This is a genomic window from Streptomyces aureus, assembly GCF_000725495.1.
In the GTDB taxonomy this organism is placed as follows: Bacteria; Actinomycetota; Actinomycetes; order Streptomycetales; family Streptomycetaceae; genus Streptomyces; species Streptomyces aureus_B.
Map to the genome: position 1 here is coordinate 1 of NZ_JNZD01000004.1, position 14,960 is coordinate 14,960.

Annotated in this window: 16 protein-coding genes; all 16 read right to left on the reverse strand. The window is 71.1% G+C overall.

Annotated features, from left to right (window positions below):
* Nucleotides 1-666 (reverse strand): carboxyl transferase domain-containing protein (locus IO36_RS06135; RefSeq protein ID WP_037617053.1); only part of this gene is annotated, 666 nt, incomplete at its 3' end.
* A 3-nt stretch (nt 667-669) separates the two neighbouring features.
* A complete protein-coding gene (fabD, locus tag IO36_RS06140) occupies nt 670-1,647 on the reverse strand; it encodes an ACP S-malonyltransferase (protein WP_037617055.1) in 978 nt (325 codons plus the stop codon).
* A gap of 16 nt (nt 1,648-1,663) precedes the next feature.
* Complete coding sequence (locus IO36_RS06145) at nt 1,664-3,247, reverse strand: MFS transporter (protein WP_051900069.1); 1,584 nt, start codon at nt 3,245-3,247, stop codon at nt 1,664-1,666.
* A 124-nt stretch (nt 3,248-3,371) separates the two neighbouring features.
* Nucleotides 3,372-4,100: a 2-hydroxychromene-2-carboxylate isomerase gene (locus tag IO36_RS06150; protein WP_037617058.1), complete on the reverse strand. Its 729-nt coding sequence runs from the start codon at nt 4,098-4,100 to the stop codon at nt 3,372-3,374.
* On the reverse strand, nt 4,097-5,062 hold the full coding sequence (locus IO36_RS06155; protein ID WP_037617060.1) for a thioesterase family protein: 966 nt from the start codon (nt 5,060-5,062) through the stop codon (nt 4,097-4,099). Before IO36_RS06155 ends, IO36_RS06150 begins: the two co-directional genes overlap by 4 nt.
* A complete protein-coding gene (locus IO36_RS06160) occupies nt 5,059-6,003 on the reverse strand; it encodes an alpha/beta fold hydrolase (RefSeq protein WP_051900071.1) in 945 nt (314 codons plus the stop codon). Before IO36_RS06160 ends, IO36_RS06155 begins: the two co-directional genes overlap by 4 nt.
* Nucleotide 6,004: 1 nt before the next feature.
* Complete coding sequence (locus IO36_RS06165; RefSeq protein ID WP_051900073.1) at nt 6,005-6,991, reverse strand: beta-ketoacyl synthase N-terminal-like domain-containing protein; 987 nt, start codon at nt 6,989-6,991, stop codon at nt 6,005-6,007.
* Complete coding sequence (locus IO36_RS06170) at nt 6,988-8,124, reverse strand: beta-ketoacyl synthase N-terminal-like domain-containing protein (protein ID WP_037617063.1); 1,137 nt, start codon at nt 8,122-8,124, stop codon at nt 6,988-6,990. Before IO36_RS06170 ends, IO36_RS06165 begins: the two co-directional genes overlap by 4 nt.
* Nucleotides 8,099-9,244, reverse strand: coding sequence for a beta-ketoacyl synthase N-terminal-like domain-containing protein (locus tag IO36_RS06175; protein WP_051900075.1), 1,146 nt, complete (start codon nt 9,242-9,244; stop codon nt 8,099-8,101). The genes IO36_RS06170 and IO36_RS06175 overlap by 26 nt, the downstream gene beginning before the upstream one ends.
* Nucleotides 9,241-10,449, reverse strand: coding sequence for a beta-ketoacyl-[acyl-carrier-protein] synthase family protein (locus IO36_RS06180; protein ID WP_037617066.1), 1,209 nt, complete (start codon nt 10,447-10,449; stop codon nt 9,241-9,243). The genes IO36_RS06175 and IO36_RS06180 overlap by 4 nt, the downstream gene beginning before the upstream one ends.
* A gap of 1 nt (nt 10,450) precedes the next feature.
* Nucleotides 10,451-10,708: an acyl carrier protein gene (locus IO36_RS06185; RefSeq protein ID WP_037617068.1), complete on the reverse strand. Its 258-nt coding sequence runs from the start codon at nt 10,706-10,708 to the stop codon at nt 10,451-10,453.
* A gap of 86 nt (nt 10,709-10,794) precedes the next feature.
* Complete coding sequence (locus IO36_RS42930) at nt 10,795-11,868, reverse strand: beta-ketoacyl synthase N-terminal-like domain-containing protein (RefSeq protein ID WP_051900077.1); 1,074 nt, start codon at nt 11,866-11,868, stop codon at nt 10,795-10,797.
* Nucleotides 11,865-13,043 (reverse strand): beta-ketoacyl-[acyl-carrier-protein] synthase family protein, encoded by a 1,179-nt coding sequence (locus IO36_RS06195; protein ID WP_037617070.1) that lies wholly within the window; start codon nt 13,041-13,043, stop codon nt 11,865-11,867. Before IO36_RS06195 ends, IO36_RS42930 begins: the two co-directional genes overlap by 4 nt.
* Nucleotides 13,040-13,525, reverse strand: a complete 486-nt coding sequence (locus IO36_RS06200) for a 3-hydroxyacyl-ACP dehydratase FabZ family protein (protein WP_037617072.1) — start codon at nt 13,523-13,525, stop codon at nt 13,040-13,042. The genes IO36_RS06195 and IO36_RS06200 overlap by 4 nt, the downstream gene beginning before the upstream one ends.
* Complete coding sequence (locus IO36_RS06205) at nt 13,518-13,934, reverse strand: 3-hydroxyacyl-ACP dehydratase FabZ family protein (RefSeq protein ID WP_078943029.1); 417 nt, start codon at nt 13,932-13,934, stop codon at nt 13,518-13,520. The genes IO36_RS06200 and IO36_RS06205 overlap by 8 nt, the downstream gene beginning before the upstream one ends.
* A gap of 35 nt (nt 13,935-13,969) precedes the next feature.
* On the reverse strand, nt 13,970-14,746 hold the full coding sequence (gene fabG, locus IO36_RS06210) for a 3-oxoacyl-[acyl-carrier-protein] reductase (protein WP_342455108.1): 777 nt from the start codon (nt 14,744-14,746) through the stop codon (nt 13,970-13,972).
* Nucleotides 14,747-14,960: the final 214 nt, after the last annotated feature.

A 14,960-nucleotide genomic window follows, 5' to 3' on the forward strand; every position in this document is an offset into this window, starting at 1 on the left:
GGCGCCGCCCAGGCCGTTCTGGGTGATCTCCTCGCCGGTGACCGCCTTGACGACGTCCGGGCCGGTGATGAACATCTGCGAGGTCTCACGGACCATGAACACGAAGTCCGTCAGCGCGGGGCTGTACGCGGCACCGCCCGCGCACGGGCCGAGCATCACCGAGATCTGCGGGATGACACCCGAGGCCCTGGTGTTGCGCTGGAAGATGCCGCCGTAACCGGCGAGCGCCGAGACGCCCTCCTGGATGCGGGCGCCCGCGCCGTCGTTGAGGGAGACCAGCGGAGCACCGGCCGCGATGGCCATGTCCATGATCTTGTGGATCTTCGTGGCGTGGGCCTCACCGAGGGCCCCGCCGAAGATGCGGAAGTCATGGGCGTAGACGAAGACCGTACGGCCCTCGACCGTGCCCCAGCCGGTGATCACACCGTCCGTGTACGGCTTCTTGGCCTCCAGCCCGAACCCGGTCGCCCGGTGCCGGCGCAGCTGCTCGACCTCCTGGAACGAGCCCGCGTCCAGCAGCAGCTCGATACGCTCCCGGGCGGTCAGCTTGCCCTTGGCGCGCTGTCGCTCGGTTCCCGCCGCGTCACCGGCCTCCACCGACGCGCGCAGCGCCACGAGTTCCGCGGTCCGGTCGCGTGCCGACGTGGTGTCGCGGATGACGTCCATGGTTCACACCTCCTGTCGGTGCCCGGCCCCGGCCGGGGTCGAGATGAAGTCTGCGAGGGTCGAGTCCAGTTGGCGCTGATTGTGGGTCGAACGGACCTGTACCTCGGGTTCGATCCGCCGGCTCAGGCCGCCGAGTACCCGGCCGGGGCCGACCTCGACGACCCGGCCCACGCCCTGCTGCCGTATCCGCTGGACGGTCTCGGTCCAGCGGACCCGTCCGGTGAGCTGGCGGGCCAGACAGGATTTCGCTTCCGCAGCGGTGGCCACGAGGTCCGCGGTGACGCTGGAGAGGACGGGCAGCCGCGGTTCACTGAAGGTGACCCGGTCGAGTTCGGCGGCGAACTCCGCCTCGATACCGCCCATGAGGCCGCAGTGGAAAGGCGCTCCGACGGCGAGGGAGAGCACCTTCAGGGCCCCGCTCGCCTGTGCTTCGGCGCTCACCCGCTCGACCGCGTCGGCCTCTCCGGACACGACCGCCTGTCCCGGCTCGTTGTCGTTGGCGACCTCGACGATCCGGCCGGTCTCGGCGGCCACGCGAGCGCAGATCCGCTCCACGTCGGCGATCCGGAGACCGATGACCGCGGCCATGCTCCCGGGGACGGATTCGTTGACCGCCGCCATGAGCTCGCCCCGGCGGCGCACCAGACGCAGTGCGTCGGTCCAGTCGAGGACACCGGCGCAGACCAGGGCGGCGTACTCGCCCAGACTGTGCCCCGCGACGACGTCGGGGACGATGCCCCGCGCGTGCAGGACGTCCCAGGTCGCCACACTGGTCAGGAAGACCGCGGGCTGGGTGACCGCCGTTTCACGCAGGACCTCGGCCGGGCCCTGCCGGCAGAGGGTGGAGAGCGGGATGCCGAGGAGGTCGTCGGCCGGCCGGTAGCGGCTGTCCACGAGGCCGGGGCACAGCTCGAGAAGGTGCGACCCCATGCCCACGTGCTGCGATCCCTGGCCGGGGAAGACGAATGCGGTCTTGTTCATGACGGGAGCGCCCCTTTCAGCCGACCGGCCGGTTCGCCCGGCCGGAGTCCGCCGCCGGTACGCCCGTGACGCCGTGGGAAGCGGACGAAGGTGCGGTCGAGGACCGGAGATCGCGAACGAAGACGAGCACGAACAGGGCCCCGGCGAGGGTGACGGCGGCGGCGTACCACGCACCGTGCTGCATTCCGTGGGCGACGGCGGTCCGGTGGAGGGTCTCCACCGCGCCGGGTGTGAGGGTGCCCTTGTGCGCCAGGTGTGCGGCCTCCTTCTGGGCGGAGGTCGCCTGTGCGGTCATCAGGGCGCCCATGAGGGCGATGCCCACGGCGTTGCCGACCTGGCGGAACATCGTTCCGGCGCTGGCGGCGACGCCGACCTGGTCCTGCGGGGCGGCGGCGACGGTCAGTTCCGAGGAGATCGGCATGACCATCCCCAAGGTCAGACCCGTGAGCAGCATGCCGGGCAGCAGCCGGACCCATGAGCCGCTGTCGCCGTTGGGGTCGATCAGGGTGAACAGCGCGAGGCCCACCGCCATGGCGGCGAAGGCCGCCGCCAGTGTGGTGCGCACGCCGAGCCGCGCCACGAGCCGGCCGCCGAGCGGGGCCCCCACGATCAGCATCAGGGTGAGCGGCAGCAGCCGGACACCGGTCTGCATGGCGCTGAGGCCGAGACCGTTCTGCAGATAGATCGAGAGGTAGAACAGGGCGGCGAACATGCCCGCCCCGAGCAGGAATCCGGTCAGGACGCTGCCGCCGAAGGATGGCCGGCGGAACCAGCCCAGATTCATGATGGGTGCCGACGAACGTGCCTCCACGGCGAGGAACGCACAGGTCAGGGCCGCGGCCGCGGCGAACAGGCCGAGGTCCTTGCCGGAGGTCCATCCCCAGTCGCTGCCGTTGATCAGAGCGAGGTTGAGGCACAGCAGCGCCGCGCTGACCGTGACCAGACCGGGCACGTCCAGCGAGGTGCGCGGCCCGCGCGCCGACCGGTCGTGCGCGGGCATCGCGGCCATCGCCGCGGCGAGGACCAGCGCGCCGATCGGCAGGTTCACCAGGAAGATCCACTCCCAGCCCGCCTGCTCGACGAGGAAGCCGCCGATCAGCGGGCCGAGCGCGGTGGCGAGGCCGCCGATCGCGCCCCACAGCATCAGACCGAGTGCGCGCTTCTTGCCTTCGAAGGAGGAGTAGATGATGGCGAGGCTCAGCGGCAGGATCGCGGCACCGCCGATGCCCTGCACGACGCGTGCCGCGTGCAGCACCACGATGTGCGACCAGCCGAAGAGCGAGAGCTTGCCCGCGCTGCCGCACGCCAGGGATCCGATGAGGAAGACGGACACGCCCGCCGTGTAGACCCGGCGCTGGCCGTAGAGGTCGCCGAGGCGCCCGGCGGTGACGATGAAGACGGCCAGCGCCAGCATGTAGGCGTTGGCGACCCACTCGAGGTCGCTGAAGGAGGCGTGCAGGTCGGTGCTGATCGTGGGAAGGGCCACCGTGACGACGGTGACGTCGAGCAGAGCGATGAACAGGCCCAGCAGGGCCGCCAGCATGATCAGTCCCGGTTTCCCGGTACGGCCGGAGGCGTGGGACGCGTGGGTCGATGGCATGGTGTGAGAACTCCCTTGGCCCAGGCCCACGTCGGAGTCCGGGACGGCTGACTGGTATCTGCGAAGGGCTGCCGTGCCGCCGCCGACGACTGCGGCGGCGGCACGGCACGGGGTAGGGCTGGGATCAACCGCAGCCGCCCGCCGAGTCGTGGTCGAGGGCACCCACCAGGTCGGACAGTTCCTCGGGTATCCCGGCCGCCGGCTCCGCGGCGGCCGCCGGCCGGTCCTGGCCGGGCAGCTCGCGCAGGCCGGCCAGGAAGTCGTCGAGCCGGTCCAGGCCCCAGAAGCGGTGGCGTCCCAGCTTGAAGTACGGGATCCCGAAGATGTCGTCGTGGTAGGCCCGTTCGAGCGCCCCGATGCCCTCGGCGCGGATCTCGGGGTCGTCCACGGCCGCCAGCACCGGCGCCGGGTCGACACCGGCCTCCTCGGCGGCCCGGCGCAGCACCTCCGGGTCGCAGATGTTCTCGCCGCGCTCCCAGCGGGCCGCGGTGAGCGCCGCGTACAGCTCGCGTTCCCGTCCGAGGCGCCGCGCCGCGAGCCAGCCGAGGTGCGGGACCTCCCACCACGGGTCTACGTCGATGGGCCAGGCCATGCGGTAGCCGAAGCGCTGGGACAGCCGCTTGGTGTCCTGGAGGATGTACAGGTGCTTGGCCTTGCTCATCTGCGTGTAGTGGAACTCGGCACCACATTCCTTGAGTGCCTGCCGAGTCTGCTCGTCCGGGTCCCAGTACGGGATGTACTCGATGACTTCGGGTGCTTCGGGGAACCGTTCCTCCAACTGGCGCAGCGCCATCCAGCTGAAGGGACTGCGCAGGTTGAAGTACAGCTTGGGCTGGGCGGGCTTGCGGCTCATGCGGCGTCCCCCAGCAGTGCCGTCCTGGTCGCGGCGTCGAACTCGGCCAGCGCGCCGGCCCGCTCGCCGCGGCTGACGGCGTACCCGTGCAGGATGGTGCCCGTGGCCGTCGGGATCAGTCGCCCGTCACGCAGCACGTAGCAGTCCATGCGGGCGTTGTACATGACGTCCTTGACGATCTCCTCGACGGTGAAGACGGTGTGCAGCGTCTCCTCCATGTGGGCGTCGGCGAGCAGCTGCACCCGGGCGCGGGAGACCACGGGGATCCAGCCCCGCTCGTCGAGCATGCGGCCGACGGCGAGTCCGCGGCTGTCGAGGAACCGGTCGACGACCTCCTCCATGGCACGGATGTAGCCGGAGTGCTGGAGCCGGTCGGAGAAGTGGCAGTAGAAGTAAGGAATCCGCCAGGACCACAGGAAACTGTTGGAGCCCTCGGGCACCAGGGCGGCCCGGACGTCGTCCCCGGCGGGCACGGTGATCGCCTCGGGAAGTTGCAACCCGGCCGTGGCCGGGGACAGTTCGGCGACCTCGGCTACGGTGAGCGCCTCCAGCTCGGCGGGCAGGGGCTCGCTCTGCGGCGCGTCCTTCTCCCGTACGAGCGCGACGCGGACCTTGCCGCTGAGGATGGGCACGGTCTTCCCGTCCCGCTCGACGGTGAGCTTGACGGTGAACGGCAGGCCCCGCCCGGGGGCCGGAGTGCCGGGGACGGCGGTGGCACGCACCTCGTCGTCGATGGTGAGGGTGGCCGGCAGCCGGATCGAGCTGTCCACGAACTCGAGGCCGACGCCGTAGGCGTGGTAGAGCGCGGAGGGCCCGATGCCCCGGTCCCGGAACCACTGGAGGACGGCTTCCTCGACAAGGTACTCGAAGTGCTTGAAGCCGATCCAGGTCCGGATGTTGGCGCCCTCGTAGCGCGGACGCCCCTGGTAGGTGGCGGGAGTTTCGTCCAGCGTGATGCTCATGCGGTGTGTCCGTTCGGGTAGGGAGTGGCCGTCAGGGGCTCGGTGGTGTCGGCGAGTTGGTGGGTGGGCTCCGTCCGGTCGTGGCGCAGTTCACGCGTGCTGCTGTCGCGCGGGCGCGTCTCGGTGCCGCCGAGGTGCACGCGCAGGAACGCCGTGATCCGCTCGTACGCGTCGACCACGTGGTCGACGTGGAAGAAGTGGCCGAAGTCCGGGCTGAGTTGGACGTCCGCCATGGGCATCGCCTCGGCCAGTGCCTCGGCCCGGTCGCCGGCCAGTCCCTGGTCGTGCTCCCCGGCGAGGACCAGTGCGGGGATGGGTACTTGCGAGAGGTTCAGCTCGGTGGTGGCGACGAACTGGTCGTAGAGGGCGAGGAAACCCATGGGGCCGATGCGTTCGATGAGCTTGTCGGCCATCGAGGTGATCAGCTCGGGTTCCAGGGCGGCGGCCCGCGTCCCCAGCCGGGTCCGCATGCCCTCGGTCATCACGCTGCGGAATCCGGCGAAGGACTGGTGGTACAGACTCCAGTCGCACTCCAGCGTCGAGGGCCGGTAGAACGGCGCGGCCAGAACGGCGGTACGCGCCGCCGGCCCCGCCGCGCCGCAGTGGGCGAGGTACTGCAGCACGGCGTTGGCTCCGAAGGAGTGGCCGAGCAGTACGTCGACCGGTTCCGGTATCGCCTGGAGCCCCTGGTGGAGCCAGTGGGCGGGGCTCCCGTACTGCCGCCACCGGTAGTCGTTGCCCGCCCGCCAGGGCAGATCGAGGGCGTACACCTGGTGCTCGGCGCTGAGGAGGCCGGTCAGCTTCTCCCAGCTCTGCCAGGAGTCCTCCATGCCGTGCACGGCGACCACGACCGGGCGCCGCTGGGGTGCCCGCCATGCGGTGACGGTGTCGACGGTCGAGGGCACCTGGGCCACCCGGTCCCACTTCTGCTCGGCGCCCATGTCACATGGCTCCGGCGTCCATGGGACCGGCGGGGCGCAGCAGTTCGGCTCGTGCCCAGCCGTCCTCCGCGTCACCGGACACCAGCGCCGCGCGGGCTGCGCCGGATCCCGGGCGCGCGCGCAGCCACGCCGTGGCCACGGCGGCCTGCAGGACGCCGAGCGCTCCGTAGGTCTCGCCGACGGCCGCCGACAGGTCGAGCGCCTCCGGCACCTCGCCCGCGGCACCGGCCGCCGGCCCTGGGCTGATCAGCCTCAGCTCCGCCGCGTTGCCCTCGTCCTTGACCGCGGCCGACAGCTCGCCGTGGTGTGACACCGGTCCGAGCAGCACCTGGTCCGCCCGGGCGGGGTCCGCCGCTTCGAGGACCACGCAGGCCGCCGCGGCGCGGGGCCCCGGATGCCGCCCGTTCGAGGTGGGGCGCAGCAGGGCGAGCTGCCGCACCGTGGCATCGTCCGGCTCCACGCCGACGACCACGGCCCGCTCGGCCCTGCCCGCACGGATCAGCAGCGCTCCGAGCCGCAGGGCCTGGAGCCCCGACACCGCGCCGGAGCACAGCATCAGGTTGGGGCCCGACAGGCCGTAGCGGATCGCGATGGTGCTGGCGATCACGTTGCTCGACGCGTTGGGTGCCTGGAGCGGGCTGACGTCCTTGCGTGATCCGGCACGTACGCTGGCGACCACCTCCCGGACCGTGTTGACGTTGCCGTAGTTGGAGCTGACGACCACCGCGGTCCCCGGCCCCTGGCCGACCGGCTCCGTCGGGCGCCCGGGTGGCAGTCCGAGCGCCCGGTGGACCGCGCACAGAGCCAGCCGGGTGGCGGACTCCTTGTACAACAGTCCCTTGCGGCCCAGCAGTTGGTGGGCCTCTTCCGGCGGCAGTGCGGGTTCGGTGCCGGCGGCGCCGAGGAAGGCGTCCGCGGCGACACCGGGCACGTGGCCTGCGGCGGACCGCACCGCGACCCGGCGGCCGGACGGGTAGGAGGAGGTCACGAGGCACCCCCGATCATGCAGACGGCGTTGACGCCGCCGAATCCGAACGCGTTCACCTGGGCGACGCGTACGGGAACGGTGGCCGGGGCACCGATGACCAGCCGCAGCGGCTCCGCCTCGGGCAGCGGCCGACGCAGTCCGGTGATCGCGGGCACCGGCCGGCCCGCCAGCGCCTGGAGGGCGACCGCCACGCTCATCAGCGCGGCGGAACCCGAGGTGTGACCGGTCGATCCCTTGATGCCGGTCACCACCGGACCCGGGGCGGCCGTGGCGAACACCTCGCTCAACACCCTTGCTTCGGTGGGGTCGTTGAGCGCCGTGCCGGTTGCGTGGGCGACCACCAGATCGACGTCGCCGGGAGTGACGGCGGCGCGCTCGTGGGCATCGCGCATGGCGCGTGCGATGCCCACCGGCTGCGGCGCCGTCTCGTGGAACGCGTCGCAGGACAGGCCCACCCCGAGGACCTTGCCCAGCACCGGACCGCGGCCGGTCCGGGGCCTGTCGCCGCGCTCAAGGACGACGGCAGCGGCGCCCTCGCCGAGCAGGACACCCATCCGCTCGTCGTCGAACGGGCGTAACTGGTCGGTCGGTTCGTCGGAGACCCGCCCGATCATCGCGAGCATGCTCTCGGTCATCGCGTCACAGCCCGCGGCGACCACGGCGTCCGCCTCGTCCAGGTCCAGCATGTCGCAGGCGAGCGCCAGGGCGTGCCCGGAGGCCGAGCACGCGTTGCAGACGGTGATGACTTCGGTGGCGTCGGGCAGGACCTGCCGAACGGCCTCGGTGAAGTGCAACTGGGCGGTACGCAGGGTGATTCCGGGTTCATCGAGGCGTTCCACCGCCCTCAGTTCGCGCAGCCCGGTGCCGACGACGACCGCCACCCTGGCGCGCATCACGTCGATGCCGGACTGCGCCACCGCGGACGCCACACAGTCGCTGAGCCATTCGCTCGCCCGCAGCAGTGCCTCGTCGGGGGCGTCCTCGACGTGATACCCGCGGTTCACGCCCAGCCGACCGCTGTCCACGTGGCGCAGCTCCCCCGCGCCGGAGCGTCCTTCGGCCAGGGCCTCGAACGTCGCCTCGGACTCGCCGAAGCACGTACGGATCTCAACTCCCGTTATCAGTTTCGTCACGGTGCCACCCCCTGATGACGGCTGCGCCGAAGGCCCCTTCACGGGTGGCGGAGGTGATCAGGGCGGGACGGCCGTCCAGGGCCGGGGCGCCACGGTGGTGGGCGAGCACCGCGGCGATCTGGAGGGCACCGGCCGCGGCGTGGCACTCGCCGGCGAGTTCCTTGACGCGGAGCCTTGTCGGGCTCGCCGTGCCGAGGGCGCCGTCGAGTGCCGCTTCCTCCGGGTCGCCGGGGCCGGTGGAGCCGGGGGCGACCGCCCACAGCTCGTCGGCGGTGACGCCCGCGGTGCGCAGGGCGCGGTCGATGCACCGCGCGTACGCGGCGGTCACGGCTTCGGCGCCCTGTTCGGGGTCGGCCGTGGTCAGTTCGACCGCGAGGATCTCGGCGTCGGGCCGGCGCCGGGCGGCCGCCGTCGGCTCACCGCTCTCGACGACGAAGACCACCGCCGCCTCACCCGCCGTGGCGGCGTCGGCCGCCAGATGGGTGGCCCAGGCGGTGTGGGGGCTGAACTCCTCGACCGCGCCCACGAGCAGCGCCTCGGCGTCGCCCCAGCGCAGGGTGCGGCTGGCGTAGCGCAGCGCGGTGAGCCCGGCGAGCTGACCGCCGGCGATCGTGGCGTTCACGCCCTTGAGCCGGTGCCAGATGGCGGCCTGTCCGGCGGCGCAGTTCATCACCGTGTTGGGGAAGAGCACCGGGTTGACCAGGTAGGGGCGCTGCTGGGTGAGGGTCTCGCGGCTGTAGTCGCTGGTCGACTTGATGCTGCCGGTGGTCGTGCCCAGAACGAGCCCGACCTGGTCGCGGTTGTCGTCGGTGACCTCGAGACCGGTGTCCTTCAGCGCGTGGTCACTGGCGATGAGTGCCAGCGACGTGCTGCGGTCGAAGAAGCTGGTGCCCTTGCGGCCCAGGTAGGTGCGCACCTGGAACTCCGGCAGGGCGAAGGCCTTGTCGCCGGGGAGTTCCTCGTCGAACATCCCCGAGACGTCGACGAGTCCGCTGCGGCCCTGGACGACCGCCTCGCTGAACTCGCGTGCTCCGTCACCGAGCGGGGACAGGACTCCCCAGCCGGTGATGTAGAGCGGGGTGGGCGGTGATTCGGAGACGGGTATCTGATCGGTGGTCATGCGACCTCCCCGAGGATCGTGATGGCGTTGTTTCCCCCGAAGGCGAAGCCGTTGTTCTGTACGACACGGAGCCGTGCGGGACGGGCCACGTTGGGGACCGGATCGATGGCGGGCATCTGCGGGTCGGGCGTGGTGAAGTTGATGGTCGGCGGGATGAACTGGTTGGCGATGCCGAGGGCCGAGGCGATCGCCCCGAATCCGCTGGCGGCGCCCATGGTGTGTCCGAGCATCGACTTGATGGAGCTGATGGGCGGCGGTGTCTCGCCGAACACGTCCATCACCGCCCGGGTCTCCATGGCGTCGTTGGCCGGGGTGCCGGTCCCGTGGGCGCAGATGTAGTCGACCTGGGAGGCGTCGATCCCCGCCTTGCGGTGGGCTCGCCGCATGCACTCGGCGATGCTGTCCGCGTCGGGCGCGACCATGTGGTTGGCGTCGCAGTTGAGTCCGTAGCCGAGGACCTCGGCGTAGATACGGGCCCCACGGCGTTCGGCGCTCTCCAGGGTCTCCAGGAACAGCGCCGCGCCGCCTTCGCCGGTGAGGATGCCGGAGCGGTCACGGTCGAAGGGCGTACAGATGTGCTCGGTCAGGGCGCCGAGCCGGTAGAACCCGGCGTGTGCCCAGCGGCAGACGGAGTCCGCTCCGCCGGCGAGCATGTAGTCGGCCTCGTTCGTGGCGATGGCCGCGTAGGCGTATCCGAGGGCGTAGTTGCTCGCGGAGCAGGCGGTGGAGAGGGTGATGGCATCCCCGGTGAGGCCCAGCTCCCGGTTGACGGCTGTCGCCAACCGGGAGGCGGGCGTCTGGCGTACCAGGGCGGGGTCCAGATCCCGCAGACCACCGTCGACCCATTGCGCGGTGAGCTTTTCGATCACCTGGGACTCGCCGCTGGTGGTCCCGATGCTGGACCCTGCCCTGGATCGAGCGAGCTCCGCCGGGTCGATCCCCGAGTCCTGGGCGGCGAGCCTCGCGGCCGCCGCGGCGAACAGGCTGGTACGTCCCCACTGCTGCGGGTCCAGGACCTGAAGGATGTCCTTGGGCTCGAAGGCGGGCACCTCACCGGCCATGCGGTGCGGGAATCCGGCGGCGTCGAAGCTCGCGATCGGCGAGATCCCGCTGCTGCCCTGCTGGAGGGCGGCGGCGAAGCTCTCGGCACCGATCCCGATGCTCGACACCGGTCCCAGTCCGGTGATGACGACTCGGCGGCGCATGTCAGACCGTCCAGCCGGCGTACTGCGCCACGACGTCGTAGACGGCACGCAGGTTGACCATCTTGGGCAGGTCGGACTGCGGGATCTCCACGTTGTACTTCTTCTCGATGCGCGCGAGTATCTCGATGGCGCGCAGCGAGTCGGCCTCGTGCTCGTCCGCGAACGAGCTGGTCTCGGTGATCTCCTCGGGCTCGATCTCCAGCACCTCGGCGGCGATCTCGCGGATCTCGTCCAGGTGGTTCTGCTGGGCGGTCGTCATGTCAACTCCGTTGTTCTGCACGTGCTTTGCCGTGCTCAGTGTTTTCCGATGGGTGTTGCGCAACCGGTCAGCCTGTGACCGGTGGTCTATGGGGTGGTGCGCAGCGCCAGCACCACGAGATGGCCGTGCGGTCCGACGGTCGCCTGGAGCAGCGCTCCCGGGGTGTCCGTGTCCGTGAGCAGCCGGGCCAGGCGCAGCGGTGCGGTGGCCGAGCTCTGCGCGCCGGCCAGTCCGCCGTCCTCGCCGCCGACGACCCTGCAGGGTGCCGGCTGGGCGGCGGCCCAGCGCAGGACGCTGGCGGCGGTCGTCTCGGCTCGGGCGGAGGCGGGCGGGCGGCAGACGTCGATGGAGCGGGGCCCGGCCGGCAGTGCGGCGGCGAGCCGGTCCAGCAGCGGGTGCACCAGCGTGTCGCAGCGGTCCGGGCGGTTCAGCAGGCCTCTGGGCACGAAGAGCTGGGCTCCGGCGACCACGGTGGCGTACGGTCTGGCCGCACGCTCCCGGGCGTCGTCGGCCCGCTCGATCCGTACGACACAGGCGGCGCCCTCGTCGAGTACCGGCGCGAGGTCCGCGGTCGCCGCTCGTGGCGGGCGGCCTTCCGTCGCCCCGGCCAGCGCGGCGCTCGCCCGTCCCTCGTCGATCGCCTGGCACGCGGTCAGCAGCGCCGCGCTTCCGGCGGTGAACAGGTCGATGAGGGTGATGTTGAAGGCACGGTAGCCGCGGTCGATGGACACCTGGCTGGCGGCGACGTTGATCGAGAAGTTCGGGGCCTCCAGGGGGCTGATGCCGCGCACCCCTTCGGACAGCGTGGCACGGTCGAACCTGTCCACCGTCTCGTCGGCCGCGAAGTTGGTTCCCATGACGACCCCGGTGGGCCCCTCTCCCGGCCGGACCCCGGCGTCCTCGTCGGCGAGGCGTGCGGCGGCCAGTGCGTAGCGCGCCGCCTCGGGCAGGAACCGCCAGCCCTTGCGGCCCAGCAGGCGGACCGGGTCGAAGCCTTCCAACGGCCGCGGCCATAAGCCCTGTCCGGCGTCCGGGGCAGTCTCGGGAGCGGCGTCGGCACGGGGTGCCTCGGCCAGTTCGCCGCGGCCGACCGCGAAGGTGGCGACCGGGCCGAGTCCGCTGATCACCAGGTCCGTCCCGAGGACGTACGGCTCACTCATGACGGCACCGGTCCGATGATCAGGGAGATGTTGTTCCCGCCGAAGGCGTAGGCGTTCAGCAGCACGGGGCCGGGCCCCATCGCCTGTGGCACGCCGGAGGCGGCCAGTGAGCAGTCCGCATCCGCCCGGGTGAGGTTGGCGACCGGGGGCACGTTGCGGTGGCGGACCATGAGCGCCGCCGTGGCGCAGGAGAACGCCCCGGCCGCGCCGCCGCTGTGCCCGATGACCGACTTCGGGGCGGTGACCGGCACGGTCGCGGACCTGGGTCCGAGCAGTTCGCGCATCACCTTGGTCTCCGTACGGTCGTTGAGCGGTGTTCCGGTTCCGTGGCAGACCACGGCCGCGATGTCCTCGGCCCGGATGCCGGCCCGGTCGAGGGCGTCCTGGGCGGCGCGCAGTGCCTGAACGCCTTCGGCCTCGGGGGCGGTCAGATGACTGCCGTCACAACTCCAGCCGCCGGCACCGACGGTGGCGATCGGGACGGCTCCCCTGGCGGCGGCCCGCTCCTCGGTCTCGACGACCAGGAACGCGGCGCCCTCGCCATAGACGGTCCCCGCGCGGTCGGCGTCGAAGGGACGGCAGTGCACCGGATCGACCGCGCCGAGGCGCATGAACGAAGCCAGCGCGGGGCGGGAGACCGTCTCGGCTCCCCCGGCCAGGGCCACGTCGACCCGCCCGCTCTCGACGGCGTGCACCGCGAGTGCCACCGCGTAGGCCCCCGCGGCGCACGCGGTGGACACGGTCTGCACGGGTCCCGTGAAGCCGAATTCGTCGGCGAGCCCCGCCGCGCTCCGGTAGGGCCACCACGCCCCGGCCTCGTTGGTGCCGCGTCCGTCGCGCAGTGCCTCCGCCGGCTCGCTGTCGCCCGTTCCGGTGCCCAGGAACAGGCCCGCCACGACCGCGTCGTCCGTCGCCCCGGGGCGGATGCCCGCGTCGACGAGAGCCTGGGCGGCCGCCGTCCGGGCGAGTCGCCCGTAGAGCGAGCCGTACGCCGGGACCGCGCCCGGCTCCGTCTCCGGCTCCGGGATGCGGTAGGCGCGGGCGCCCGCCGGCATCCCCGGCCGGTCCGCGACCGGTGCGGGCCCGGAACCGGCCGAGAGCAGGCCCTCCCAGTACGCCGCCGGGTCGTCGCCGACCGGGGAGACCAGCCCGAGGCCGGTGATGACGGCCGTCACGCCGGTCCCCGCGACTGGGGCAGTTGGGCCTCGTCACGCGCCACGGCGAGGACCGATCCCATGGTGGCGATCCGGCGGTCGCCCACCCAGGTCTCCCCGGTCATGAAGGCGTTGTTGCCGACCAGGTGGTCCATGCGTACCTCGTGCCGCAGCACGTCGCCGGGGTAGACGCGCCCGGTGAACGTGCAGTCCCGGGCCTGCGCGAAGATCAGCGTCCCGTCGACGGTGGTCCCCTTGGCCTGCGCCGTGCACAGCCACAGCAGCGCGCCGGACTGGCCGAAGGACTCGATCAACAGGGAGGTGGGATAGGCGTAGTCGGCCGCGTGCAGCGGATCGGCGAGACCGGTGTAGCACGGCTCGCTGGCGCTGATGGTCTTGGTGGCGACGAGGCGCACGCCGGCTTCGAACTCCAGCACACGGTCGACCAGCAGGATCGGCGGCCGGTGCGGAAGGATCCTCATGATGTCGGGCAGCTCAAGCATTGCGGTCCTCCAGCCGGAACGTCAGGGTCATCGCCGCGCACCGCGCGCCGTCCTCGCGCCGCGCCTCCGCCTTGACCGACAAGAGGTCCGGATCCTGTTCGCCCGGGGTGATCCGCGCGTCGAGCTCCAGGGTGTTCCCCGGCAGCAGCGGAGCGGTGAAGCGGACACGGGAGACCTCGACGAGATCGGCCCCGTACGTCGCTCCCCGATGGGCCGTCACATGCGCGCGGACGGCCTGGCCGACGGACTCGATGATGAAGATGCCGGGATAGATGGTGAAGTGCGGGTAGTGACCGGAGAGATACGGGTCATCGGCCTTGATGACCTTGCTCGCGGAAACCTCCGACTCCGACTCGGTGTTCACCGAGTCCACCGCGGTCAGCGGCGCACAGAACTGTCGCTGCATCATGCTTTCCTTTCGTTGCCGGCCGATACGACGGACACTCAGAGAGTGATTCCGCCGTCCACCTGGACGACCTGCCCGGTGATGTACGACGACTTCTCCGAGACCAGGAAGGAGACCAGGTCGGCGACCTGTTCCACCGTGCCGAGCTGCCGCATGGGAATCATGCCGAGGGCCTTCTTGCGCACCGAATCGGAGAGCCGGTCCGTCATGTCCGTCTCGATGAAACCGGGCGCGACGGCGTTGACCCGGACCCCGTACGGACCGAGCTCCCTGGACAGGGACTTGGTCAGCATGTTGATTCCGGCCTTCGAGGCCGAGTAGTTCGTCTGCGTCGCATTACCGTAGACGCCCGCGACCGACGAAACGTTGACGATGGTGCCGGCTTTTCGCTTCATGAAGCCGAAGGCGGCGCAGCGACTGAAGTTGAAGGTTCCGTTGAGGTTGGTGTCGATGACGTCGTTCCAGTCCTCGACGGGCATGATCACCAGCGGGTTGTCACGCACGATGCCGGCACTGTTGACCAGCACGTCCAGGGGGCCGAGGGCCCGTTCGGCGTCCTTGATGAACGCCTCGACGGCCTGGTGGTCGGCCACGTCGCAAGTGGCCTGGTAGCAGCGCGCCCCCGTCTTTTCTATCTCTTCGCGGGCCGACTCCGCGTTTTCGCCCCCGGAGCGGGAACAGAAAGCGATGTCGTAGCCGTCCTCCGCGAGCCGCAGGGCAATTCCCCGCCCGATGCCACGCGATCCGCCACTGACCAGAGCCATCTTGTTTTTGCGCACAGCAAATCCGCCTTTCAGCCGCCCCCGTTTTTGCACAAGGGTCGGCCTAATCGCCAAGAATGAAGATCGAAAGGTGAAGAGTGCAGGCATGACCGACCGCACGGCGCACCGCCATCGCCGCCCGCGCAGGACGATTCAACCCGCAGAAAGTGAGAAAGTATGTGGAGCCGTGAAAGTATCTGCCGCTTCGAACGAGTCAGGCAGTACTTGGAATCCAGGACCCTCGAGTCTCTGGCATAGAAATCCCCCG

Coding starts and splice junctions, on each gene's coding strand:
- fabD (WP_037617055.1), bottom strand. CDS start 1,647: ATGAACAAGACCGCATTCGTCTTCCCCGGCCAGGGATCGCAGCACGTG.
- IO36_RS06145 (WP_051900069.1), bottom strand. CDS start 3,247: ATGCCATCGACCCACGCGTCCCACGCCTCCGGCCGTACCGGGAAACCG.
- IO36_RS06150 (WP_037617058.1), bottom strand. CDS start 4,100: ATGAGCCGCAAGCCCGCCCAGCCCAAGCTGTACTTCAACCTGCGCAGT.
- IO36_RS06155 (WP_037617060.1), bottom strand. CDS start 5,062: ATGAGCATCACGCTGGACGAAACTCCCGCCACCTACCAGGGGCGTCCG.
- IO36_RS06160 (WP_051900071.1), bottom strand. CDS start 6,003: ATGGGCGCCGAGCAGAAGTGGGACCGGGTGGCCCAGGTGCCCTCGACC.
- IO36_RS06175 (WP_051900075.1), bottom strand. CDS start 9,244: ATGACCACCGATCAGATACCCGTCTCCGAATCACCGCCCACCCCGCTC.
- IO36_RS06180 (WP_037617066.1), bottom strand. CDS start 10,449: ATGCGCCGCCGAGTCGTCATCACCGGACTGGGACCGGTGTCGAGCATC.
- IO36_RS06185 (WP_037617068.1), bottom strand. CDS start 10,708: ATGACGACCGCCCAGCAGAACCACCTGGACGAGATCCGCGAGATCGCC.
- IO36_RS42930 (WP_051900077.1), bottom strand. CDS start 11,868: ATGAGTGAGCCGTACGTCCTCGGGACGGACCTGGTGATCAGCGGACTC.
- IO36_RS06200 (WP_037617072.1), bottom strand. CDS start 13,525: ATGCTTGAGCTGCCCGACATCATGAGGATCCTTCCGCACCGGCCGCCG.
- IO36_RS06205 (WP_078943029.1), bottom strand. CDS start 13,934: ATGATGCAGCGACAGTTCTGTGCGCCGCTGACCGCGGTGGACTCGGTG.